We start from the raw sequence: 23,875 nt of genomic DNA, 5'->3' as shown, positions 1-23,875 counted from the left end.
TGCACGCCGCAGCGCTGGCATGAAACCGGCAGAGCGGTTAGTCTAGCGGCGTTGAACCAATCCCAAGAGGTACAGATGAAAACCGTGTTGCGTTTTAGCCTGCTGGGCGCCTTGTTATTGGGTGGCCATGCCTTCGCCGCCGAACCGAAAAAATTTGATATCAGCATGTTCCCCGCCGCCGAAGTGAACCAGGAACGTGTCGTGATCCGTCTGCCGGAAGTCGAGAACGAAGCCGACATGATGGTCGAGCTGCAAGTCGGCAAGAAGATGCTGGTCGACTGCAACCTGCCCCGCTTCGCGGGCAATCTGGAACAGCACAGCGTCAAGGGCTGGGGTTACAACTACCTGACCCTGGGCCAGGTCACCGGCCCCGTCAGCACCCTGATGGCCTGCCCAGACGGCCAGAAGAAGGAGAGTTTCGTCCAGATCTACGGTCAGGGCTTCTTCGTGAACTACAACTCCAAGCTGCCCTTCGTCATCTATGTGCCCCAGGAGTACGAGGTGCGCTATCGTCTGTGGCGTGCCGACAACCTGGCACAGCCAGCCATGATTGAGTGAGTGCCGCGCACTCGGGTTCAGCTCAGTCATGATGACAAAAAGGCGCCATACGGCGCCTTATTTTTAGCTTCCAAACCCGTTTTTGAGCGGTTTTTCCTGTACAAAATCTGACATAACTCCACTATTTTTCAGGCTTTTTTGTGCAGCGCGCCGCAAAATGCCCCCTCGAGATGCGACAAACCCTGTTCGATAAAAGATATTTATTAACATAGTAAGAAAATTGATTTTGCACTCTGCGACGGCCTGATGATACTTGCCCGCAAAGGTCAAACTAACCAGAACAAGAGCACTATGAGCTTCGAATCAGACAAGCGTTTCAACGACTTCAAACATTTTCCCCGTGGCCTGCGTCGCAGTGGCGAATTCACCGTGGCCGAAGCGGACAGTCTGGAAAAATATGGCACCGTGATGCTGGCGCTCTATCAGGGCAACCTGGCCCCGCGCGATGACGTAGAAAGTGCCTTTATCGAACAGGTCAAATCCGGCGCAGCCGGCAACAACCCCCACGCCAAGGTGTGGTTCAAATACCTGAAGGTGATTGGTCCCAAGCGCGTGCACCGTCTGTGCACCGTCGCTGGCGGCGCCAATGAAGATGCGGGTGGCAGCTTTGAAGGCGGCGGTGGCGGCAGCGACGAGTCCCTCGATTAATGGATACCGAGCTGCTTCGGACCTTCATCGAGGTCAGCAAGACCCGGCACTTTGGCCGGGCGGCTGAAAATCTCTACCTGACCCAGTCGGCGGTGAGCTTCCGGATCCGCCAGCTCGAGCAGCAACTCGGGGTCAGCCTGTTTGCCCGTCATCGCAACAACATCCGCCTGACTGCCTCCGGTGAGCGTCTGCTGCCCTACGCAGACGCCATTCTGCATACTTTGGGGCGCGCCAAGCAGGACGTGGCCCTCTCCCCCGGTTTCAGCCAGCAGCTTGCCATCGGCGCCCCCGCCGTCTTCTGGGAGCTCGACTTCAACGACTGGCTCAACCATGTCTATGCCCTGGCCCCCGGCCTCGCGGTGCGCCTCGAAACCGCCTCCCGCGAGCACCTCTGTCGCCAGTTGCTGGAGCGCTCCCTCGATCTGGCCCTGCTCTCCGAGCCGACCAAAATCGACGAGATTGCCCTGCACCCCATCGGCGAGCTGGTGTTCGAACTGGTGAGCCGGGAGCCGGCCGCAAACGCCGACAGCCTGATGCAGATGCCCCACATTCATCTCGACTGGGGCACCAGCTTCGAACCGCCATCGAGCCGATTGCAGAGCCTGCAGAAGACCCCAGTTCTGCATTCAAGCTCCGCCAGCATGGCCCTGCAATTCGTACTGGCCAACGGCGGCGCCGCCTACCTGCCAAGGCGCATGGTGAGCCCCTTCCTGGAGCAGGGGCAGCTTCATCTGGTGGAAGGGGGCCAATCCCTGAGCCGCCCGCTCTACCTCGCCTATCTGGAGAAATCCGACCGCCGGGAGCTGATCGATCAGCTGCTGACCCTGCCGCTGGGCTGGCATAACGCCGACTTGCGTCAACCGCCTGCCGAATGAAACAGGGCGATTTCACGCCCAGACCTGTGTTTTCATCTACCCTGGTTATCGGTGCAGCACAAACAACATGAAAAAGGGGCCATCAGGCCCCTTTTATATGGATGTCTTTGTGCATCAGCCGTGATGGCGACGGTCGTTGGCCTGCGCCAGCAGGGTGCGGCTCTCGCGCAGGAACTCCTCCGCCCGCTCGCCGAAGAAGCCGGAGACCTGGCTGAAGGCCTCGATGAAGCCCTCCCTGTCGCCCCGCTCCAGCAGGCCCAGCGCCTCGCCGAAGTTCTGGTAGTAGCGGCGGATCATCGCGAGGTTCTGGGGCGACGACAATATGATGTCGGCGTAGAGATGGGGATCCTGGGCGAACAGCCGTCCCACCATGGCCAGCTCCAGCCGGTAGATAGGAGAGCTTAAGGCAAGCAGGCGGTCGATGTTGGCCTGCTCCCGGGAGAGATGCCAGCCGTAGGCAAAGGTGGCAAAGTGGCGCAGCGCCTGAATGAAGGTCATTGCCTCGTCGTGGGCCTTGGCCTCCACCTGCTGCAAACGCGCCCCCCAGATGGTCATCTGCTCCAGCAGCCACTGGCTGGCGGCGGGTTCGCGCCCCTGACAGCAGACGATCACCTGCTTGGCGAGGCTCGCCACGTCCGGCCCGAACATGGGGTGCAGCCCCAGCACCGGCCCCTGGTGTACCGCCAGCATATGGGCAAGCGGTTCACTCTTGACGCTGGTCACGTCCACCAGCAGGCAGTTCTCAGGCAGGTTGCCGAGCCGGTCGATCACCTGGCAGGTGACGTCGATGGGCACCGCCACCATCACCAGTCCGGCGCCGTGCAGGATCTCGTCGGCGCGCGGCCAATCGGCCTGACCCAGGGTTTCGACCCGGTAGCCCGAGAGGCTGAACAGGTTGCCGAACAGGCGGCCAAGCTGCCCCTGGCCACCGATGATCACCACCTTGCCGAGCTCAGGCTTCATGCACTTGAAGTGGTGCTCCTTGTCGCTGGCGGACTCCAGAATATAGGACTCGCGCATCACCCGGCGCAACACATCCTCGATAAGGTCCCCCGGCACCCCCAGTGCCTCGGCCTCGGCGCGGCGGCGGGCCAGCATGCTCGCCTCCCGATCCGGTGCATAGATGGGCAGGCCGTGCCGACTCTTCACTTCCCCCACTTCCCCCACCAGGGCGAGACGGGCAGCCAGCAGATCAATCAGCTGCTTGTCCACCGCATCTATCTTGTCCCTGAGGGCATTCAACTCTTCCGCCATGTCCAGTCCCTGCTGGCGCCGCCCGCAGCGACGCCCTGTCATTCAAGAGGCAACAAGGTATCACTGCGTGGGCAGTGATACCTCGATGGTTCAATCAGTTACAACAAGATACCACGGCTTATGCCGATGTTCTGGCCAAAAGTGGTGCCGCCAGCTGGCTGTGGCAGCGGGCCAGCAGCGCATCCGTGGTCTCCCAGTCGATGCAGGCATCGGTGATGGAGACGCCGTAGCGCATCTCGCACTTGGGCTGCTCGCTGGACTGGTTGCCTTCGAACAGGTTGGATTCGAGCATCACCCCGATGATGGAGCGGTTGCCCTCCTGGATCTGGTGAATGACGTTGTCGGCCACCTTGGGCTGCAGCCGGTGATCCTTGCTGGAGTTGCCATGGCTGCAATCCACCACCAGACCGGGCAGCAGGCCCGCCTTCTCCAGCGCATCTTCCGCCAGCGATACATTGACCGAGTCGTAGTTCGGGTGCTTGCCGCCGCGCAGGATCACATGGCCATCCGGGTTGCCCTGGGTCTGCAGCAGCGCGACCTGACCCTGCTGGTTGATCCCCATGAAGGCGTGGGGGCTGGAAGCGGCCTGCAGCGCATTGATGGCGGTGCCCAGGTTGCCGTCGGTGCCGTTCTTGAAGCCGACCGGCATGGAGAGGCCGGACGCCATCTCCCTGTGGGTCTGGGATTCGGTGGTGCGGGCACCGATGGCCGACCAGGAGAAGAGCTCAGCCAGGTATTGCGGGCTGATGGGGTCGAGCGCCTCGGTCGCCAGCGGCAGCTCCAGCTCGGCCAGCCAGCAGAGCAGCTCGCGGGCGCGGTGCAGACCCAGCTCCACGTCAAAGGTGCCGTCCAGGTTCGGATCGTTGATAAAGCCCTTCCAGCCGACCGTGGTGCGTGGCTTCTCAAAGTAGACCCGCATGACAATGTAGAGAGAGTCCTGATAGGCGTCATGCAGCGCTTTGAGTCTGGTTGCGTACTCTTTGGCAGCGTCCATGTCGTGGATGGAGCAGGGACCACAGATCACCAGCAAGCGGTGATCGCGACGGTGGATGATGTCGGCGATGGTATTGCGGGCCCCTTGCACGAATGCCAGCGCGCGATCGGAGATGGGCAGTTTCTCCTTGAGCTGGGCAGGCGTGATCATCACTTGTTCGGACTGGATATGGATGTTGTTCAGGGGATCTCTTTGCATCTTCTCATTCTCTCTACTGTTTCAAGCCAAGGGCGCTGACCGTTCATTTTTGTTTACACAAGTCAGCGCTTTGTTACGCAACCGCCCCCACCTTACCAAGGAAAAACAAACAATCAAGTGAAACTAGCGTCTTTGCACGCTGACAGATGGATAAATGACCAAGAATGCAGAGTGAGACAACTCAAAAGTAGCGACTCGCGAGGCCAAATCAGCCTCAAATTGTAAACATTACATTACACCCATCCATTTCAATATCATCTCTCTGCCCCCTCTCATGGCCCCTTATCCCGGCGACGACACCGGGCACAAAAAAGCGGGGCACCTGGCCCCGCTTGCATTCCCGTGTTGCTCTTCTTTTATTATTTGCCGTGAGCCTTGATAGCCTCGACCGCCTTGTCGGGGAAGTCGCTGAATACCCCATCCACATCGGCTTGGTAGAGGAAGATGTTGAGCAGGTCGGTGAAGTCTTTCGCATAGGCCGGGATCTGCCCCTCATCCTGACGGAAGGTATAAGGATGCACCTTGAGACCGGCCGCGTGGGCCTCTTTCACCATGCCGGTGAAGACCGGCTTGCCAGGAGTGCCCGGCTCGGTCACCACCATGGGTTTCCAGGGACCGATTCCCTCGGCATAGGTGGCGATGGTCTTCATGGCCCCCGGCTTGAACATCCAGTCGTAGTCATAGGGGGTCGCCTTGCCCTTGGCGTCGTAGACCATGGTCTCGTTCCAGTCGGTCTCGGCCATCAGCTGCACCAGCTTGAGATCCATGCCCATGGCGGGCATCAGCTCGCCGTTGATGCGCTTGAGCTCGTTGGCATCGAAGCACTGCAGATAGACCTTGTCGCTCTTGCTGGTGTAGCCGTACTCCTTGAGCACGTTCAGCACCGCCCTGGAGATGTCCTTGCCCTCGTGGCGGAACAGCCAGGGAGCCTTGATTTCCGGGTAGATGCCGATGTGCTTGCCGGTGCTCTTGTTGAGCCCCTGGATCATCTCGATCTCTTCCTGGAAGGTATGGATCCTGAAGCTCGACTTCCACAGCGGGAAACGGGCCGGATAGACCGGCACCTGCTTGCCGTCCACCAGCTGGAACGGCTCGGTCATGCGCAGGGAGCGCACCTCGTCCAGGGTGAAATCCACCACATAGTAGCGTCCGTCCGGGCGGGCCCGGCCGGGGAAGCGCTCGGCCACGTCCGTGATGCCATCAAGGAAGTGATCGTGCATCACCACCAGCTGGTCATCCTTGGTCATCACCAGGTCCTGCTCCAGATAGTCGGCGCCCATGCCATAGGCCAGGGCCTTGGATTCCAGGGTGTGTTCCGGCAGGTAACCGGAGGCACCCCGGTGGGCGATCACGATTTTGCCTTCGTCGGCCGCCAGTGCGGGCAGCGCCAGGGCGGCCCCGAGGCCAAGGGCTATCAGGGTACGGTGAGGTTGCTTCATCAAGAGGTCTCGTTGTTATGGTGTGTAGGATGCAGGTAATTGTTATAGCAGGGGTTTATTGCAGTTTGACGGCGGGCGGCAAAGGCCGCCCGCCATGGGTCATCAGCAGGCTTCGGGCAGGGCGTGGTGGTGCTCGAGCAGCCAGGCACCGAGCTGCTGCTGTTCGGATTCCGACAGGCGCAGCCCCAGCTTGCTGCGGCGCCACAGGATGTCCTCCAGGGAGTGGGCCCATTCGCGCGCGATGAGATAGCGCACTTCGGATTCATACAGCCCGGCGCCAAAGTGCTGGCCGCGCTCCTCCTTCAGCCAGAGGCGGGCATGAGCGCCATAGGCTTCGGCGATGCGCAGGGCGCTGCGATCGTCGAGCCAGTCGAATTCCAGCGCAAAGGCACGCGCCAGTTCACGCACCGAGCAGTCGAACTCGCCACCGGGCAGCCGGCAGGAGGCGGTCCAGTCCTCTCCCATCTGGCTGAACCAGGGCTTGAGCTTGTTGCAGGCGGCCTGGGCCAGCTTGCGGTAGGTGGTGAGCTTGCCGCCAAACACCGACAAGAGCGGCGCGCCGTCGGATTCACCACTGAGCTCGAGCGTGTAGTCCCGGGTCACCGCCTGGGGTGAATCGGACTCGTCGTCACACAGGGGGCGCACCCCGGCATAGGTCCACACCACATCTGCCGGGCTTATCTGCCTGGTGAAGTGGGCATTGACCACCTTGCACAGGTAGTTGATCTCGGCATCGCTGATCTTGGCTTCCCGCGGGCTGCCCTTGTGCTCCACGTCCGTGGTGCCGATGAGGGAATAGTCCTGCTGGTAGGGGATGACGAAGACGATGCGGTTGTCCTCGTTTTGCAGGATGTAGGCCTCTTCGCGCTCATGGATGCGCGGCACTATCATGTGACTCCCCTTGATGAGACGAATGCCGCGGGGGGATTTCTCGCTCAGGCTCTCGTCATAGAAGGTCTTGACCCAGGGGCCCGCCGCATTGACCAGACCACGGCAGCTGACGGTGAACTGCTCGCCCCCTTCCCGCTCCAGCGTCAGGGTCCAGTGCTTGGATCCGCGCACCGCCTTGACGCAGCGGGTACGGGTCTGCACATCAGCGCCCTTGTCCCGCGCCAGCATGGCATTGAGCACCACCAGCCGGGCGTCGTCGACCCAGGCGTCCGAGTATTCAAAGCCCTTGTTGATACCGCTCTTGAGACCGTCCTGCGGCAGGAAGCGCAGGCCGCAACTCCCCTTGAGCTTGTCCCGCTTGGCCAGGTTGTCATAAAGAAAGAGACCGGCTCGGATCATCCAGGCCGGACGCAGGTGCGGGCGATGAGGCAGACGAAAACGCATGGGACGGGCGATGTGGGGAGCCATGCCGAGCAGGACCTCCCGCTCCGCCAGCGCCTCTTTCACCAGCCGGAATTCGTAATGTTCGAGATAGCGCAGGCCGCCGTGGATCAGCTTGCTGGAGTTGGACGAGGTGGCAGAGGCGAGATCGCTCGCCTCGAACAGCGCCACCTTCAGCCCCCGCCCCGCCGCATCTGCCGCGATGCCGACCCCGTTGATGCCGCCGCCGACGACGACCAGATCATAATGTTCGCTCATGTTCACCTACTTTCTTATTTTGTGTTTGCCATGACAGCAATGTTTGATTTCGCTCATATTAGAACATGAAAAACCAATAAACGAACATTTCGTGAGAGAAATGTGATCGCGATTGTTTTCACAATGCTAAAAATGCTGCCAGTCGGTGACGGCCAGGCAAGGCTACGGCATGTCGGAAACAGCCATTTCGGGCAGGGAAGAGAACAAAGAGTCCCGGATGGGGGCACCCATGAAGCAAGGTGATGAAGGCGATGGCGTGAATTCCTCGCAGGCGCCTAGCGTCGGTGCAAACCTGGCGCCAGAGTGCGGGGGCAACATCAGGGGTCAAAGAAGGTGTGTCAGCGCCAGGAACTGGCCTCTTTGGCGCCGCAAGGGAGACGCCGCAGGCCGGGAGGGGGCAGAAAAAAAAGCGGCCGCCCCGAGGCGGCCTGATGCCTGTGCGGGGAAGCTCAGCAGATATGGCAGGCGATCTGATGCTGGGACATCAGTCGCATCAGCTTCTCCGGCGGCTCCTGATCCGTGAACAGGGCGTGGATCTGGTTGAGATTGCCGAGGTTGACCATGGCGTTGCGGCCAAACTTGGTGTGGTCGGCGGCCAGGAACACCTGGCGGGAGTGGGCGATGATGGCCTGGGCGATCTTCACCTCGTGATAGTCGAAATCGAGCAGGGAGCCGTCGCTGTCGATGCCCGAGATGCCGATGACGCCGTAGTCCATGCGAAACTGGCCGATGAAGTCGCGGGTCGCCTCCCCGACAATGCCGCCATCCCGGTTGCGAATTTCGCCGCCGGCGATGATGACGGTGAAGTCATCCTTGGCGGTCAGGATGCTGGCGACGTTCAGGTTGTTGGTGACCACGCGCAGCTCCCGGTGGTCGAGCAGGGCCCGGGCGATGGCCTCGGTGGTGGTGCCGATGTCGATAAAGAGCGACGAGCCGTCGGGGATGTTGGCGGCCACTTCCCGGGCGATGCGCTCCTTCTCCTTGAGCTGCATCACCTTGCGGGCACTGTAGGCGGTGTTGACGGTGCTCGAATGCAGTGAGGCCCCGCCGTGATGGCGCCGGATCTTGTTCTGTTCGGCGAGATCATTGAGATCCCGGCGAATGGTCTGGGGGCTGACGTCAAAATGGGTCACCAGATCGTCGGTCGAGACGAAACCCTGCCGGGTCAGGACGTCCAGGATCTCCAGATGTCGTTGGGTTTGCTTCACGCTTGCACTCCGCAGATGAGACGAAAAAAGGCCCCGGCAGGTGCGGGGCCTTTGGCAGTGTACCTGATCCCTTTTCCAATCGATAAGGGCAGGATCACGTTTTATGCCTTATGGGCAGCCGCCTTGGCGGCAATCGACTCGTTCTCGTGCTTGAGGGTCATGGCCAGCAGGATGATGGAGAGCACGCAAGAGACGGTGAGCACCATGAAGCCGCCGTCCCAGCCGAAGTGGTCAACGGTATAGCCCAGCATGGCGTTGGCCGCGACCGCGCCACCCAGATAACCGAACAGGCCGGTGAAGCCCGCCGCGGTACCGGCCGCCTTCTTGGGCGCCAGCTCCAGGGCGTAGAGGCCGATCAGCATGACGGGGCCATAGATGAGGAAGCCGATGGCGACCAGGGCAATCATGTCGATGGTCGGGTTGCCCGCCGGGTTGAACCAGTAGACCAGCACGGAGAGGGTCACCAGCACCATGAACAGGATGCCTGCGGGGGCACGGCGGCCCTTGAACATCTTGTCGGAGATCCAGCCGCACAGCAGGGTGCCCGGGATCCCCGCCCACTCATAGAGGAAGTAGGCCCAGGAGGAGTGATCCACGCTGAAGTCCTTGGCCTCTTTCAGATAGGTGGGCGCCCAGTCCAGCACGCCGTAACGGATGAGGTAGACGAAGGCGTTGGCGATGGCGATGTACCAGAGCAGCTTGTTGTGCAGCACGTACTTCATGAAGATCTCCTTGGCGGAGAACTCCTGCTCGTGGCTTTCGTTGTAATCCTTCGGGTAGTCGTTCTTGTACTCCTCGATGGGAGGCAGACCGACCGACTGCGGGGTATCGCGCATCACGAAGAAGGCGATCACCGCGATGGCCGCCGCCGCCGCCGCAGGCACATAGAAGGCGCTGCGCCAGTCGTTGAACCAGCCCATGCCGAGGATGAACAGGGGGCCTATCATGCCGCCGCCCACGTTGTGGGCCACGTTCCAGACCGAGACGATCTCACCCCGCTCCTTCTGTGACCACCAGTGCACCATGGTACGGCCGCAGGGGGGCCAGCCCATGCCCTGTGCCCAGCCGTTCAGGAACAGGAGCACGAACATGATGCCAATGCTGGAGGTAGCCCAGTGCATGGTCCCCATCATGAACATGATGCCTGCCGAGAGCAGCAGACCGGCGGAGAGGAAGTAGCGCGCGTTGGATCTGTCCGACACGTTCCCCATCAGGAATTTGGAGAGACCGTAAGCGATGGAGACGCCGGACAGCGCCAGACCCAGATCCCCACGGGAGAAGCCCTGCTCGATGAGGTAGGGCATCGCCAGACTGAAGTTTTTCCGTACCAGGTAGTAACCCGCATACCCGAAGAAGATCCCGAAGAACACCTGCCAACGCATGCGTTTGTAGAAGGGATCCACCTTGTCGGCCGGCAGCCGGTCGATATGGGGTGCAGGCCTGAAGAGACTAAGCATGTTCTGCTTCCTTTTATTGTTGTTCTGGGCGGTTGAGGACGCCCCGCTCATGCCGGCGATCAGACGCGTCATAATTCGCAAGCGAGCCAATTATGCTCAATTGTGAACATTTGATCTGTGATGAGCGCTAAATTATTGCAGTTTTATTACAAAAATTGTGACGCTGTGAGTGAACGCGCATCCAGGGTCAGCCCACGCATGGCGTGGCCTTTAGCTACTCACTAAGGAGTAATATGGCCGATAACTGTTGCTTTTCGTCACATTTTCTTAGCAATGAATGGGATCTTGCCCACATTTCCGGTGGCGGGGGTATGGTGAATTGACGCAGAAGGTTTATTTTCTCTCTCGTCCAAGAACGAGCGCAAACGAGCATAACGTTTGCGCAAGCTCAAAAAACAAGAAGAAACGTTTTCGGGCGCAATGAATGGGAATGAAAGATAACAAAACGGAACATCAAACCTACTGTGGGTGGATATAAGGAATAACAACTATGAGCATACAAAGACCCAATACCCTGCTTGGCGAGTGCCTCGCCGAGTTTATCGGCACCGGCCTGCTGATCTTCTTCGGCGTCGGTTGCGTGGCCGCCCTGGTGCTGGCTGGCGCCAACTTCGGGCAATGGGAAATCTCCATTACCTGGGGCCTGGGTGTCGCCATCGCCATCTATGTCACCGGTGGCATCTCCGGTGCCCACCTCAACCCTGCCGTGACCCTGGCCCTGATGACCTTCTGCGGCTTTGACAAGCGCAAGGTGGTGCCCTTCATCATCGCCCAGATAGCCGGGGCCTTCGCCTCCGCCGCCCTGGTCTACGCCCTCTACAGCAACCTGTTCACCCAGTGGGAACTGACCCACAACGTGGTGCGCGGCAGCGTCGAGAGCCTCGGCACCGCAGGCATCTTCTCCACCTACCCCAATGCCCTGCTCTCCAACATGCAGGCTTTCGCGGTCGAGATGGTGATCACAGCCGTCCTGATGCTGGGCATCATGGCACTGGGTGACAACAACAACGGCGCCCCCAAAGGCTTCGCCGCCGCCCTGCTCATCGGTATCCTGATCGCGGTGATCGGCGCCTCCCTCGGCCCCTTGACCGGCTTTGCCATGAACCCGGCCCGTGATTTCGGCCCCAAACTGTTCGCCTTCGTGGCTGGCTGGGGTGACGTGGCCCTGACCGGTGGTCGTGACAACCCCTACTTCTGGGTCCCCATCCTTGGCCCCATCGTCGGCGCCCAGATCGGTACCGCCCTGTATGTGAAAGTGCTGGCTCCCTGCGTCCCGGGCAACCGCGTCGCCACCGAAGAAGCCGCCAAGCTGTCTAACAAAGAAGAGGCCGCCGCCTGAGAGCGGCCCTCCCCAACGTGTAACAACGTGGAAAATAAAAACGTGGAGAACATCATGTCTGCTGAAAAGAAATTTGTCGTTGCGCTGGACCAGGGCACCACCTCCTCCCGTGCCATTGTCTTCGATCAGGACGCCAACATCGTCGCGACCTCCCAGCGCGAATTCACCCAGCACTACCCGAAAGCGGGCTGGGTCGAGCACGACCCCATGGAGATCTGGGCGACCCAGTCCTCCGTCTTCACCGAAGTGCTGGCCAAGAGCGGCCTGCACAGCGAGCAGATCGCCGCCATCGGCATCACCAACCAGCGTGAAACCACCGTCGTCTGGGAAAAGGCCACCGGCAAGCCCATCTACAACGCCATCGTCTGGCAGTGCCGCCGCACCGCCGCCATCTGTGAAGAGCTCAAGGCCCGCGGCCTTGAAGAGTACGTTCGCGAAAACACCGGCCTGGTGCTGGATGCCTACTTCTCCGGCACCAAGGTGAAGTGGATCCTGGACAACGTGGAAGGGGCCCGGGAGAAGGCAATGAACGGCGAGCTCTTGTTCGGCACCATCGACACCTGGCTGGTGTGGAAGATGACCAACGGCGAGGTGCACGTCACCGACCCGACCAACGCCTCGCGCACCATGCTCTACAACATCCGCGACCTGAAGTGGGATGAGCGCATGCTGGACGAGCTGGGCATCCCCGCCTCCATGCTGCCGCAAGTCAAACCCTCCTCCGAGGTCTATGGCTACACCACCCGTGGCGGCGGCGCCCGCATCCCCATCGCCGGTATCGCCGGTGACCAGCAGTCCGCCCTGTTCGGCCAGCTCTGCTTCGAAAAAGGGATGGCCAAGAACACCTACGGTACCGGCTGCTTCATGCTGATGAACACCGGCACCGAGCCGGTTCGCTCCAGCAACGGCCTGCTGACCACGGTCGCCATCGGCCCGAAAGGGGAAGTGAACTACGCACTGGAAGGGGCGGTCTTCATGGGCGGCGCCACCATCCAGTGGCTGCGCGATGAGCTCAAGATCATCCACGATGCCCGCGATACCGACTACTTCGCGAGCAAGGTAGGCGACACCAACGGCGTCTACCTGGTACCGGCCTTCGTGGGCCTGGGCGCCCCCTACTGGGATCCGTATGCTCGCGGCACCATGGTCGGCCTGACCCGTGGCGCCAACCGCAACCACATCATCCGTGCGGCGCTCGAATCCATCGCCTACCAAAGCCGCGACGTGCTGGATGCCATGCAGCAGGACTCCGGCATCAAGCTGGCAGCCCTGAAGGTGGACGGCGGCGCCGTGGCCAACGACTTCCTGATGCAGTTCCAGGCTGACATGATGCACACCCCTGTGGTGCGTCCGACCCGCATCGAGACCACCGCCATGGGCGCCGCCTTCCTGGCCGGCCTCGCCGTGGGCTTCTGGAAGAGCTCCGAAGAGCTGGAAGACAAGTTCAGCGTGGACCGCGAGTTCATTCCGCAGATGGATCGTGACGATCGCGCCAAGCGCTACAGCGGCTGGAAGAAGGCGGTGGAACGCTCACGCCGCTGGGCCGAAGAGGAGTGATGGGGTAACCGACGCATCCTTGAGATGAAAAAAGCAAAGAGGCCGACAGCGATGTCGGCCTCTTTTTATTGGCGAGCACGACTGTTCTGACCGCCCCTGACCCCAGCCCTCCCCTTGCCAAGGGGTGGGAGAAAATGACCCCTCCCCCTCGTGGAGGGGGTTGGAACTGTCGACATGCCCTCTACAACGCCTCAGCACCGAGCTGCTCTTTCAGGAAATCGAGCCAGACCCGCAGCCGGATGTCCCGCTGGGCATCGGAGTAGAAGACCGCATGGATGGGGCGCGAGGCGCCGCTGTTGCTGCGGGCCAGCACCTCCACCAGCGCCCCGCTCGCCCTGTCATCCCCCGTCATGAAGTCCGACAGGCAGACGATCCCCTGCCCCGCCAGCGCCAGCTGACGCAAGGTTTCCCCGCTGCTGGCCCGCAGGGTCGGGGTGATGGCGAATCGGTCCCCCTGCTCCTCGCTCAATAGGGGCCAATGATTGAGGTGATCGGGGTGCAAAAAACCGAGCAACTCGTGGCCAGCCAGCAAGTCAGCCGGCTGGCGCGGGGTACCGCGTGCCTTCAGATAGTCGGGGGAGGCCAGCAGCCGCAGCCGCGAGCGGCCCAGCGGCAGGGCCCGCAGGGAGGAGTCCGTCAGCTCGCCGATGCGAATGGCCATGTCCACCCGCCGCTCCATCAGGTTGATGAAGCCCTCGGAGCTGTGCAGTTGCAGCTCGATGGCGGGGTAGCGGCGGCGAAAATCGCCGATGATGGGCACCAATCTATGCAGGATGAAGGGGGTGGCGGCGTCCACCCGCAATATGCCCTCCGGCTGCTCCCGGCGCATCAGCAGCAACCCTTCCGCCTCGCTCATCTCGGTCAGGATCTTCACCGCCCGCTGATAGAACCAGCTCCCCTCCTCGGTCAGGCTGACCCGCCTCGTGGTGCGGTTGAGGAGCACGGTGGCGAGCTTCTCTTCGAGGCGCTTGATGCCGCGGCTCACCACGGAATTATCCATGCCAAGATTCTCCGCCGCCTGGCGAAAGCTGCCCGCCTCCACCACCGCCACAAACAGGGTCAATTCATCGGAATGGGTCTTCATTGTTGTCATCCTGGCAAGAGTAATGGGCCTTTATAGGTGCAATGGCCGGGAGTTGGCAAGACAGGCGTCGCTTCGTATCGTGACGCACCACCTGTTTTATCTGCGCCCTTGCCAGTACAATGCCGCCAACCGGCACCGTATGGCGCCACACTATGGCAGGGACGATCCATGACATTCGACAACAGGCTGGCCGCCGCCCATCGGGAGCTGGCCGAGAAGGGCGTGCAAACGCTCAACTACAACCCGCCGATCATCTGGCTGCTGCGAAAGGCGGGGTTCACCATCAGGCCGCCCCACTACGAACGCTTTCTGATCAACGTTCTTGCCCTGGGACTCCCCATCGGCGCTATCTGGGGGGTGTTGATGTGGTGCCTCGGCTGGCAGGATGAGGTGAGCCCGGGGTTTGCCCTGCGCCAGAGCCTGCTGTTTGGCATCGGGCTCGGTCTGCTGATGGGGACCTGGTTCTGGTTTAGGCGCAAGCAGCTCAAGCTGACCCCCTGGGACGCCTTGCCCCACTCCACAAGCCCCACGCAAAAGCGCTGGCAACCGAAATAACCACCGATATCGACAAGGAGCGCCTTATGACCAGGGCCCATGAAAAACTGAACTATGTGGAATTTGCGGCCAGGGATCTTGCCGCCACCAAAGCCTTCTTTCAGGCCGCTTTCGGCTGGCAGTTCGCCGACTACGGCCCCGATTATTGCGCCTTCGAGGGAGAAGGGCTGGATGGCGGCTTCTACCGCGCAGATATGTGCAGCCAGAGTGCTCAGGGCGGGGCGCTCCTGGTGTTCTACAGCGCCGATATCGAGGCGACCCAGGGCAAGGTGAGCCAGCATGGCGGCACCATAGTGCGCCCCCTGTTCGACTTTCCAGGTGGCCGCCGTTTCCACTTTGTCGAGCCCAGCGGCAATGAATTTGCGGTCTGGTCCGAACCGGCCAGCGCTTGATAATACGCCGCCCTCCCCTGGCCCACCTGCACCACGACCAGCCATGGGGAGGCCACATTGCTGCACTCACCTCAATAGTGTTTTGCGACTGCTGCCCTGTATCCCCCAGTCTGGGGCGGGCATACTGACTCCCGTCTTAACGAGGAGGTTCAGATGCCATCCCCCCTGATCGTGATTGCCCAGCTTGACGCCAAACCCGAATTCGCCGCCCAGTTTCGCGCCGCCCTCGAGCTGCTGATCGCCGCTACCCTGCAAGAGCCGGGGTGCCTTCGCTACCAGTTGCACCAGAGCCTGGAGAGCCCCCACAGCTGGATGCTGTACGAGGAGTGGGAGAGTGAAGCTGCCCTCAGCGCCCACCAGCAGCAGCCCCATTTTCTCGCCTTCGTGGCCGACACCCAGGAGTGGTTTGCCAGCAGCCTGGTGCGCCGCTATCACAGGGTCTGAGGCTGCCGGCGCCCTCCCCGCCGGATCTGCACCGCAGGCCCGGCAAACAGACAAAGCATTGAGCGTAGAAACACTAACCTGAGGAATTTGATGATGAAGATGCCCAACCTGGGTCTTGGAACCTTCCGCCTGAAAGATCAGCCCCTTCGCGACTCCCTGCTCCAGGGGCTGGAACTTGGCTACCGCCATATCGATACCGCCCAGATCTATGACAACGAGGCCGACGTCGGCCAGTTGATGAGCGAGAGTGGCGTGCCCCGCCAGGATATCTACCTGACCACCAAGGTGTGGACCAGCGAGTTCGGTCCGGGCAAGGTGATCCCGAGCCTGGAAGTGAGCCTGGAAAAACTCGGCACCGACTATCTGGATCTGGCGCTCATTCACTGGCCCTCCCCCCAGGATGAGGTGACGATGGCGGTCTATCTGGAGCAGCTCGCCGAGGCCAAAGCCCGGGGCCTGACCCGGGAGATCGGGGTCTCCAACTTCACCGTGGCTCAGCTTAAACAGGCCATCGATATTCTGGGGCCGGGCGCCATCGCCCACCAGCAGGTGGAGATCCACCCGCTGCTGCAAAACCGCAAGGTGGTCGAATTCTGCCAGGCCCACGGCATCGCCATCACCGCCTATATGCCACTCGCCTATGGCAAGGTGCTCGCCGAGCCGCTCTTGATGGAGATCGGCCAGCGCCACGGCGTCTCGGCAGCCCAGGTGTCGCTAGCCTGGCTGCTGGCTCAGAATATGGCGGTAATCCCGAGCTCTACCAAACGGGAGAATCTGGCCGCCAACCTGGCTGCGCTGAAGGTGCAACTCAGTCGCGATGAGATGGCCGCCATCGCCACCCTGGATCGGGGTGAGCGCTGCGCCAACCCGGACTTTGCGCCGGATTGGGATTGATCCCCCTCATCCCCAGCCCTTCTCCCGCAAGGGGAGAAGGGGGCAGGTAACGCTCAACGGTATTTTTCAGCAGAAGCGGGAGGCACAATGCCTCCCGCTTTTTTTGTACCCAATACCGCGCGTCACTGCCACCCGCGCCGCTGGCCCCCTCCCCTGCAACCTTCCGCTGCCCTTCCCTCTTTATTCCCAGTTCGGTCTGTACGCTTTACCTCTGCACTCAACTCGCGCTGTACGGCCCCCTCTTCTCTCTGCAACCTCAGCCACTCCCACTTCCACTTCCACGACCCCATTGCTGCTGATTTGGCAAAAGTAATTTGACGTTACCGTCATTTTTACCAACAAACACCCTCGGCATACTGGCGCCATTCTCCCGTCGGGAGTCCCAATCCAAGGAGTTGTTATGCCACTGGCGTTATTTGCCCTCACCTTAAGTGCCTTTGCCATAGGCACCACCGAATTCGTGATCGTGGGGCTCATCCCCACCATCGCCGAGCAGCTCAATGTCTCGCTCCCCTCGGCGGGCCTCCTGGTCAGCCTCTATGCCCTCGGTGTCGCCATCGGCGCCCCCGTGCTCACGGCACTCACCGGCAAGCTGCCGCGCAAGTGGCTGCTGGTGGGGCTGATGGCCCTCTTCACCGTCGGCAACCTGCTGGCCTGGCAGGCCCCCGGGTACGAGAGCCTGATTGTGGCCCGCATCCTCACCGGGCTGGCCCACGGGGTCTTCTTCTCGGTAGGCAGCACCATCGCCACGGGTCTCGTGGCCAAAGAGAAGGCGGCCAGCGCCATCGCCATCATGTTCAGCGGCCTCACGGTCGCCCTGGTGACCGGCGTCCCGCTTGGCACCTGGATTGGTCAGGTCTTTGGCTGGCGCGAGACCTTCCTGGTGGTGAGCCTGCTCGGCCTCGTCGCCATGGTGGGCAGCATACTGCTGGTACCGGGGAACCTGCCGAAGGGGGCCGCCTCCAGCGTTCGCGAGCAGCTCTCGGTGCTCACCAGGAAGCCCTTGCTGCTGGTCTACGCCAAGACGGCGCTCGGTTACGGCGGTGCCTTCACGGCGTTTACCTTCCTCGCCCCCATCCTGCAACAGGTGAGCGGCTTTAGCGCCGGCGCGGTGAGCCTCATTCTGCTGGTGTACGGGGTATCGGTCGCCGTCGGCAATATCTGGGGCGGCAAGCTCGCCGACCGGATGGGCCCATTGCCTGCGCTCAAGCTGCTGTTCGCCGGGCTCGCCGTGGTGCTGCTGGTGCTCACCTTCACCGCGCCGCACCCGGTGCTGGCGGTACTGACCGTGCTGGTGTGGGGCGCCTTCGCCTTTGGCAACGTGCCGGGTCTGCAGGTACTGGTGGTGAAACAGGCCGAGCGCTACACCCCCAATGCCGTGGATGTGGCCTCCGGCCTCAACATCGCCGCCTTCAACGTCGGCATTGCGCTGGGCTCCGTGGTCGGCGGTTTCGTGGTGGAGCACCTCGGCCTGATGCACACCCCCTGGATTGGCGCCCTCATCGTGCTGCTGGCCTACGGCCTCACCCATGTCAGCGAAGCGGGCGAGCGCCGCGCCGCCCTTGCCTGACCCCCGGGCAAGCAAAAGGCCGACATCCTGTGTCGGCCTTTTTTCATGGGCAAGATGCGAGGCTCAGGGCTCCTTGAGATCCTCATCGGCAGCCCAGCGCGCCTCCAGCCAGAGCAGGTTGACCAGCCCGCAGAGCAAGGCGAACCCCAGCCCCAGCAACCAGGTGAAATACCACATATCGCGTTGATCCTTGTGTTGAAGCGGATTAGTAGAGGCTGTGGCCGTGCTGGCGCACCTGCTCGGCGCTGACCCTGCCGCGCACCACCCGATATACCCAGAGGGTGTAGCCGATGTTGACCGGCATCAGTACCCCGACGATCCCCAGCATGATAAGCAGGGTGCGCTCGCTGGAGGTGCTGTCCCACAGGGTCAGGCTGCTGGCCGGATCCAGGGACGAGGGCAGCACGAAGGGGAAGAGCGCGATGGCCACGGTCAGCATCATGGCGGCGCAGGCACCGCCGCTGGCAACGAGCGCCAGCCCGGACTTGCCGAAGCGGCTTGCCAGCGCGCACACCAGGGGCAGCAGGAGCCCGAGCACAGGCACGGCCCAGAGCACCGGATGGGCGACAAAGTTGCCAAGCCAGCCTGCCGGCACCGCCACCACCTCTTTCATCAGCGGAGTGAGGGCGCCGTTGAGATCGCCGATGGCCGTGATGCGATACCCCGCCATCTCTCCAAGCCAGACGCCGCCAAGGGCAAAGAGGACGCTCGCCAGGGGGCCGAGCCAGAGGGCGAGGCGGGCGCTGCGCGCCGCTATGGCCCCCTGGGTTTTGCACTGCAGGAAGCTGGCACCGTGCAGCAAGAGCAGCGCCAGCGCCGTTCCCATGGCGGTCAACAGCAGCGGCCAGTGGAACGCAAAGGCGCCGTAGTGGATGCGAAGGGCCGCATCGAAGCGAAACGGCAGCCCTTGCAGCACCAGGCCAAGGGTGGCACCAAACACCAGGGTCGGCAGCAGACCGCCCACCACCAGGGCGCGGTCCCACCAGCGGCGCCAGACCGGGTCCGGCAGCTTGCTGCGATAGTCAAAGCCCACCGGTCGCAAAAAGAGACCGAACAGCAGGAACATGAAGGGCACGTAAAGCGCCGAGAAGGCGGCGGCATAGACTAGGGGCCAGGCGGCAAACAGGGTGCCGGCACCGGCGATGAGCCACACCTGGTTGCCCTCCCACACCGGCCCCACGCTGTTGAGCAGCACCCGCCGCTCGTCATCCGTCTTGCCGACCACGGGCAGCAGCATGCCGACCCCGAGATCGAAGCCATCCATCACCACGAAGCCGACCAGCAGGAAGAGCACCAGCCCCCACCAGATCACTTTCAGGGTTTCGTAATCCATCAGGCAGGACTCCCGTTTTGCAACACTTCACCTTGATAACGACCCGTCTGCAGGCTGGCAGGCCCTTTGCGGATCACATGACGCAACAAGAACAACTCCACCACCAGCAGGCTGCTGTAGATGAGGAAGATGGCGATGAGGCTGAACCAGAGCTGCCCCGGTTGCAGCAGGGAGACGGAGGCCGACACCGGCAGCACGTCGCTGATGGTCCAGGGCTGGCGACCGAACTCCGCCACGAACCAGCCCGCCTCGATGGCAATCCAGGGCAGCGGAATAGACCAGAGCAGGGCCCTGAGCAGCCGCGGGGATTGCACCAGCCTGCCCCGGCACAGCTGCAGGAAGGCAGCGGCAAACAGCGCCAGCAGCGCCACGCCGATGCCCACCATCAGGCGAAAGCTCCAGAACAGCGGCGCCACCTGGGGGATGGAGTCCTCCACCGCCTTGGCGATGGCCCCCTCGTCCGCCTTGCCAATCTCCTTGGCATAGGGGGTGAGCAAGAGGCCGTAGCCCAGATCGCCTCGGTGGCGCTCGAAGGTGGCTCGCGCCGCCTGGTTGCTGCCATCTGCCCGCATCGCTTCGAGCGCCTCGTGGGCCAGCATGCCGCTGCGAATGCGCGCCTCGTGCTGCGCTTTCAGATCTTTGAGGCCCGTCACCTGTTCATCCAGGGAGCGGGTGGCGATGATGCCCATCAGATAGGGTATCTTGATGGCCGCGTGGGTGGTCTCGGCACGCTGATCCGGCAGGCCGAACAGGGTGAAAGAAGCCGGGGCGGGCTCCGTCTCCCACTCCGCCTCGATGGCGGCGAGCTTGACCTTCTGCACCTCCCCCGAGCGATAACCCGACTCGTCCCCGAGCACGATGACAGAGAGGATGGCCGCGAGGCCAAAACCCGAGGCGATGGCAAAGGATCGCAGGGCGAAGCGCACCTCCATGCCGCGCAGCAGATACCAGCTGCTCACCCCCATCACGAACAGGGAGGCCGCCACATAGCCTGCCGCCACCGTGTGGACGAACTTGACCTGGGCCACCGGGTTGAAGATGACCGCGGCCACGTCCACCAGCTCCATGCGCATGGTCATGGGGTTGAACTCGGCGCCGACCGGGTTTTGCATCCAGCCGTTGGCGATGAGGATCCAGAGGGCGGAGAGGTTGGAGCCGAGCGCCACCAGCATTGTCACCAGCAGGTGCTGACCGCGGGAGAGCTTGTCCCAGCCGAAGAAGAAGAGGCCCACCAATGTGGACTCGAGGAAGAAGGCCATCAGCCCCTCCACCGCCAGCGGCGTGCCGAAGATATCGCCGACATAGTGGGAGTAATAGGCCCAGTTGGTCCCGAACTGGAACTCCAGGGTGATCCCGGTGGTCACCCCCATCACGAAGTTGATGCCAAACAGCTTGCCCCAGAAGCGGGTGATGTCCTTGTAAATCACCTTGCCGGTCATCACGTAGGCCGACTCGGCGATCACCAGGATCCAGGACAGCCCCAGGGTGAGGGGCACAAACAGAAAGTGGAACATCGCCGTCGCCCCGAACTGTATTCGGGAGAGGCTGACCACATCATCCAGGCTTATCATGCATGACTCTCTATGTTGCATTTAACGGACAGGTTTTCGCCCGCCAAGTACACCATGGTCCATGACACCTATAACAGATGCAGTTATAGTGAAAAACACCTATAACAGTTTGGGCCCACCATGTCCCGCTACGGCCAGTTGGCAGACCAGCTGCAACAGCAGATCACGAGCGGCCTCTGGCAGCCGGGGGAGCGCATCCCCTCCATCCGCCAGAGCTGCAAGACCCACGGCCTCAGCCCCATGACGGTGCTCCAGGCCTATCAGCTGCTCGAAAGCCGCGGCCTCATCCTGGCGCGGCCCCAGTCCGGCTACTACGTCAAGGCCGCGAGCACGGCCCGGCGGGAGAGCCAGCCCCAGCAGGCCCGCTACAGCGGCTCGGTGGACATCAACGATCTGGTGTTCGAGGTGCTGCAGGCGAGCAAGTCACGGGAGCTGGTGCCCCTTGGCATGGCGGTGGCGGACCCGACCCTCTTCCCCCACCCCCAGCTCGGTCGGGCCCTCGGCAGTTGCATGCGCCGCCTCGATCCCTTCAGCACGGTGGCAGATCTGCCCCCCGGCAACGAGGCACTGCGCCGCGCCATCGCCCGGCGCTACGCCGGCGAGGGGATGGCGGTGGATCCCCAACAGATCATCATCACCACGGGGGCCATGGAGGCGCTCTCCCTCAGTCTTCAGGTGCTGACCGAGCCCGGGGACTGGGTGGTGGTGGAGTCCCCCACCTTCTACGGCGCCCTGCAGGCCATCGAGCGGCTCAAGCTCAAGGTGGTGGAGATCCCGGTGATCCCCGGGGTGGGCATCGATCTCGCCCTGCTGGAGGAGGCCCTCGCCCAGCGCCCCGTCAAGGCGTGCTGGCTGATGGGCAATGTGCAGCACCCCCTCGGCCACACCATGCCGGATGAGCACAAGCAGGCGCTGATGGGACTGCTCAACCGCCATCAGGTCCCCCTGGTGGAGGATGACGTCTACGCGGAGCTCTATGTCGGGCGTGAGCGGCCAAGGCCCATCGCCCATTGGGATGCGCGGGGAGAGAGCCTGCTGTGCGGCTCCTGGACCAAGTGTCTGGCGCCGGGCTTTCGGGTCGGCTGGGTGGTGGCGAAGCGCCACGCCGAGCGCATCCAGCGGCTGCAACTGATGTCGACACTCTCGACCAATGTGCCCAGTCAGCTGGCGCTGGCCGACATGCTGCGCCAGGGCGGGGTGGACGCCCACTTTCGCCGCCTGCGCCACACCCTGGCCCAGCGCCAGCAGCAGATGCGGGCAGCCCTGATGCGCCTCTTCCCCGAGGCGCGTATCTCCTCCCCCGACGGGGGCTACTTTCTCTGGCTCGAATTTGACGCCCGCCTCGATGGCCGGGCGCTCTATGCCAGCGCCATCGAGCAGGGGGTCTCCATCGCCCCCGGGGCCCTCTTCTCCAGCCAGGGCCAGCACAACCACTGCCTGCGCCTCAACAGCTCCCATCCCTGGAGCCCGCAACTGGACGCGGCGCTCAACCGGCTTGCGGGCCTCATCGCCCGGCAACGGGAGACCTGGCAGAGCCCCCCTGACGCCTCACACGACAAGGGCCCGTAACGGGCCCTTTTGCAAGCGAGTGCGCCTTATCTGGCCATGGTCTGTGACTGGGCCTTGAAGCCCAGTCGCTCGTAGAGGGCCCTGGCCCGCTCGTTGAAAGCCATCACCTCCAGGCGCAACTGGCTTGCGCCCCGCGCCTTGCCCCACTGGTCCCCGTGGGCGATCAGCGCCCGGCCGATGCCCCGGGAGCGCTGCCCCTCATCCACCACCACGGTCGTGATGCGGCAGACGGGCAGCTTGCTGAGAAAGGGGACGCTCTCGTTGAGGTCGATGCGGGCGGTGAGAAAGCCCGCCACCTCTCCCGCCACCACCGCCACGCAGAAAAGACGCGCCTCGTCGGCAATGGCGCCGAGCAAGAAGGCCCTGTCCTCCGGGGACGGGGGGCAGAACACCTCGGGCACCTGCTCGAAGTGGAGCTGACCTATCTGCCGGTTCAGGGCCAGAATGGCGTCGATATCCTGTTCAGTTGCCTTGCGAATGTCCACCTGATGCTCCTTGCAGTGAGGGTCGCCAGCGAGGAAAGAGGCTCGGCGGTCACCCTTTGGAACCCGCATCTTATCGGCTCGTCACGGCAATCAACAGCCCCCGGCAACGACAAGGCCCCATGACGGGGCCTTGTGGACAATCCTGATGGCAATGCGGGCTCAACCCGGCGCCCCCAGCTGGGCCACCTGGCGCTCTATGCTCCCCTTGAGGTTGTCATCCAGCTTCAAGGCCCGCGCCAGCTCGTCCAGATAGCCGCGCTCCATGAAGTGATCCACCTCGATGGTGAGCAGGGAGGCGAGGTAGACCTCGGTCGCCAGCTCCATGTCGGTCACTTCTCGCGCCAGGACATGGGGGTCGAGGGGGCGGGAGAGCTCGGCGTCAATCCAGCGGGCCGCATCCCGCTCCCCCTGTTCGGTCAGGTACTCCTGGATCTTCTGGCGCTCGGCGGCATCGATGTGGCCGTCGGCCCGGGCCGCCGCCACCATGGCGCGCACCAGCAGGTTGGCGCGGGCATCCAGGGCCTTGCCCTCCAGGGTGTCCAGGGGCTGGGTCGGCTGGGCCGGGGTGGACTGCTGGGTCTGCCAGTCCTGATAGAGCTTGTAGGCCAGCCCCCCGAGGGCTGCCGCCCCCCCCACCGCCGCCACCTTGGTGCCATATTTGCGCATCTTCTTGTTGCCAAGCAGCAGCGCCATGGCCCCGGCGGCCAATCCCCCCTGCGCCATGCCCTTCATCTGGGCCTTGCGCGTGTCACCACCGTCGTTGAGCCAGCCCTTGCCAGCTCCCATCAATTGCTCCAGCATCTGTTTCATGGGGCCTCCTCCCTCGCGTGATGAGTCATGCTGGGCCGCCTGCGCTGAACT

Annotated in this window: 23 protein-coding genes; 11 read left to right on the top strand and 12 right to left on the bottom strand. The window is 62.6% G+C overall.

The features are described 5' to 3' along the window. Positions 1-75: 75 nt before the first annotated feature. From eco to hdfR, 3 genes are all read left to right on the top strand, one after another. Positions 76-558, top strand: a complete 483-nt coding sequence (gene eco, locus ACVDHI_RS03885; protein ID WP_010674240.1) for a serine protease inhibitor ecotin — start codon at positions 76-78, stop codon at positions 556-558. A 291-nt stretch (positions 559-849) separates the two neighbouring features. Further along, positions 850-1,206, top strand: a complete 357-nt coding sequence (locus tag ACVDHI_RS03880) for a DUF413 domain-containing protein (RefSeq protein WP_010674239.1) — start codon at positions 850-852, stop codon at positions 1,204-1,206. Beyond that, complete coding sequence (gene hdfR / locus ACVDHI_RS03875) at positions 1,206-2,081, top strand: HTH-type transcriptional regulator HdfR (protein WP_447211717.1); 876 nt, start codon at positions 1,206-1,208, stop codon at positions 2,079-2,081. The genes ACVDHI_RS03880 and hdfR overlap by 1 nt, the downstream gene beginning before the upstream one ends. A 114-nt stretch (positions 2,082-2,195) precedes the next feature. Here the strand turns inward: hdfR and tyrA are convergent, their stop codons facing one another. The 6 genes from tyrA to glpT form a co-directional block, all read right to left on the bottom strand. Next, positions 2,196-3,335, bottom strand: a complete 1,140-nt coding sequence (tyrA, locus tag ACVDHI_RS03870) for a bifunctional chorismate mutase/prephenate dehydrogenase (protein ID WP_336573706.1) — start codon at positions 3,333-3,335, stop codon at positions 2,196-2,198. A gap of 118 nt (positions 3,336-3,453) precedes the next feature. After that, positions 3,454-4,527, bottom strand: a complete 1,074-nt coding sequence (locus ACVDHI_RS03865) for a 3-deoxy-7-phosphoheptulonate synthase (RefSeq protein ID WP_447211716.1) — start codon at positions 4,525-4,527, stop codon at positions 3,454-3,456. A 359-nt stretch (positions 4,528-4,886) separates the two neighbouring features. Beyond that, positions 4,887-5,966, bottom strand: a complete 1,080-nt coding sequence (glpQ, locus tag ACVDHI_RS03860; protein ID WP_039038618.1) for a glycerophosphodiester phosphodiesterase — start codon at positions 5,964-5,966, stop codon at positions 4,887-4,889. Between the two features lie 102 nt (positions 5,967-6,068). After that, entirely contained in the window at positions 6,069-7,556 is a 1,488-nt protein-coding gene (gene glpD, locus ACVDHI_RS03855; protein ID WP_039038617.1) for a glycerol-3-phosphate dehydrogenase, read from the bottom strand. 449 nt (positions 7,557-8,005) lie between these two features. Then, positions 8,006-8,764, bottom strand: a complete 759-nt coding sequence (locus ACVDHI_RS03850; RefSeq protein ID WP_010674233.1) for a DeoR/GlpR family transcriptional regulator — start codon at positions 8,762-8,764, stop codon at positions 8,006-8,008. A gap of 101 nt (positions 8,765-8,865) precedes the next feature. After that, complete coding sequence (gene glpT / locus ACVDHI_RS03845) at positions 8,866-10,221, bottom strand: glycerol-3-phosphate transporter (RefSeq protein ID WP_041215475.1); 1,356 nt, start codon at positions 10,219-10,221, stop codon at positions 8,866-8,868. A 490-nt stretch (positions 10,222-10,711) separates the two neighbouring features. On the opposite strand from glpT, the gene ACVDHI_RS03840 reads away from it, so the two are divergent. After that, positions 10,712-11,560 carry an MIP/aquaporin family protein gene (locus ACVDHI_RS03840; RefSeq protein ID WP_039038615.1) on the top strand — a complete coding sequence of 283 codons (849 nt, stop codon included), beginning with the start codon at positions 10,712-10,714 and terminating at the stop codon, positions 11,558-11,560. 54 nt (positions 11,561-11,614) lie between these two features. Further along, on the top strand, positions 11,615-13,117 hold the full coding sequence (gene glpK, locus ACVDHI_RS03835) for a glycerol kinase GlpK (protein WP_010674229.1): 1,503 nt from the start codon (positions 11,615-11,617) through the stop codon (positions 13,115-13,117). A gap of 181 nt (positions 13,118-13,298) precedes the next feature. Here the strand turns inward: glpK and ACVDHI_RS03830 are convergent, their stop codons facing one another. Then, the gene (locus ACVDHI_RS03830; protein WP_447211715.1) at positions 13,299-14,201 is read right to left on the bottom strand and encodes a LysR substrate-binding domain-containing protein; all 903 of its coding nucleotides are present in this window, start codon (positions 14,199-14,201) and stop codon (positions 13,299-13,301) included. Between the two features lie 168 nt (positions 14,202-14,369). Here ACVDHI_RS03830 and ACVDHI_RS03825 point away from each other — a divergent pair, with 168 nt between their 5' ends. The 5 genes from ACVDHI_RS03825 to ACVDHI_RS03805 all read left to right on the top strand — a co-directional run bounded on the left by ACVDHI_RS03825 (position 14,370) and on the right by ACVDHI_RS03805 (position 18,056). After that, positions 14,370-14,756 carry a DUF6404 family protein gene (locus ACVDHI_RS03825; protein WP_010674227.1) on the top strand — a complete coding sequence of 129 codons (387 nt, stop codon included), beginning with the start codon at positions 14,370-14,372 and terminating at the stop codon, positions 14,754-14,756. A 26-nt stretch (positions 14,757-14,782) separates the two neighbouring features. Beyond that, complete coding sequence (locus ACVDHI_RS03820; RefSeq protein ID WP_447211714.1) at positions 14,783-15,148, top strand: VOC family protein; 366 nt, start codon at positions 14,783-14,785, stop codon at positions 15,146-15,148. A gap of 153 nt (positions 15,149-15,301) precedes the next feature. After that, positions 15,302-15,592 carry a putative quinol monooxygenase gene (locus tag ACVDHI_RS03815; protein WP_201934924.1) on the top strand — a complete coding sequence of 97 codons (291 nt, stop codon included), beginning with the start codon at positions 15,302-15,304 and terminating at the stop codon, positions 15,590-15,592. A gap of 90 nt (positions 15,593-15,682) precedes the next feature. Beyond that, entirely contained in the window at positions 15,683-16,486 is an 804-nt protein-coding gene (gene dkgB / locus ACVDHI_RS03810) for a 2,5-didehydrogluconate reductase DkgB (RefSeq protein ID WP_447211713.1), read from the top strand. A 400-nt stretch (positions 16,487-16,886) separates the two neighbouring features. Continuing rightward, entirely contained in the window at positions 16,887-18,056 is a 1,170-nt protein-coding gene (locus ACVDHI_RS03805) for an MFS transporter (RefSeq protein ID WP_447211712.1), read from the top strand. Between the two features lie 63 nt (positions 18,057-18,119). Here the strand turns inward: ACVDHI_RS03805 and ACVDHI_RS03800 are convergent, their stop codons facing one another. From ACVDHI_RS03800 to ACVDHI_RS03790, 3 genes are read right to left on the bottom strand one after another with little or no spacing between them, the layout of a single operon-like run. After that, positions 18,120-18,233: a CydX/CbdX family cytochrome bd oxidase small subunit gene (locus ACVDHI_RS03800; RefSeq protein ID WP_010674207.1), complete on the bottom strand. Its 114-nt coding sequence runs from the start codon at positions 18,231-18,233 to the stop codon at positions 18,120-18,122. A gap of 28 nt (positions 18,234-18,261) precedes the next feature. Continuing rightward, a complete protein-coding gene (gene cydB, locus ACVDHI_RS03795) occupies positions 18,262-19,389 on the bottom strand; it encodes a cytochrome d ubiquinol oxidase subunit II (RefSeq protein WP_368224226.1) in 1,128 nt (375 codons plus the stop codon). Further along, positions 19,389-20,960, bottom strand: coding sequence for a cytochrome ubiquinol oxidase subunit I (locus tag ACVDHI_RS03790; RefSeq protein WP_234924026.1), 1,572 nt, complete (start codon positions 20,958-20,960; stop codon positions 19,389-19,391). The genes cydB and ACVDHI_RS03790 overlap by 1 nt, the downstream gene beginning before the upstream one ends. A 120-nt stretch (positions 20,961-21,080) precedes the next feature. On the opposite strand from ACVDHI_RS03790, the gene ACVDHI_RS03785 reads away from it, so the two are divergent. Next, positions 21,081-22,529: an aminotransferase-like domain-containing protein gene (locus tag ACVDHI_RS03785; RefSeq protein ID WP_447211711.1), complete on the top strand. Its 1,449-nt coding sequence runs from the start codon at positions 21,081-21,083 to the stop codon at positions 22,527-22,529. A gap of 26 nt (positions 22,530-22,555) precedes the next feature. On the opposite strand, the gene ACVDHI_RS03780 is transcribed toward ACVDHI_RS03785, so the two are convergent. Then, complete coding sequence (locus tag ACVDHI_RS03780; RefSeq protein ID WP_039038605.1) at positions 22,556-23,014, bottom strand: GNAT family N-acetyltransferase; 459 nt, start codon at positions 23,012-23,014, stop codon at positions 22,556-22,558. Positions 23,015-23,173: 159 nt separating this feature from the next. After that, positions 23,174-23,824 (bottom strand): tellurite resistance TerB family protein, encoded by a 651-nt coding sequence (locus tag ACVDHI_RS03775; protein ID WP_042015902.1) that lies wholly within the window; start codon positions 23,822-23,824, stop codon positions 23,174-23,176. Positions 23,825-23,875 lie beyond the last annotated feature (51 nt).

This window comes from Aeromonas sp. 25-248 (assembly GCF_053005425.1).
Note: the sequence above shows the minus strand (reverse complement) of the source record. Positions and strands in the feature narration are given on the sequence as shown.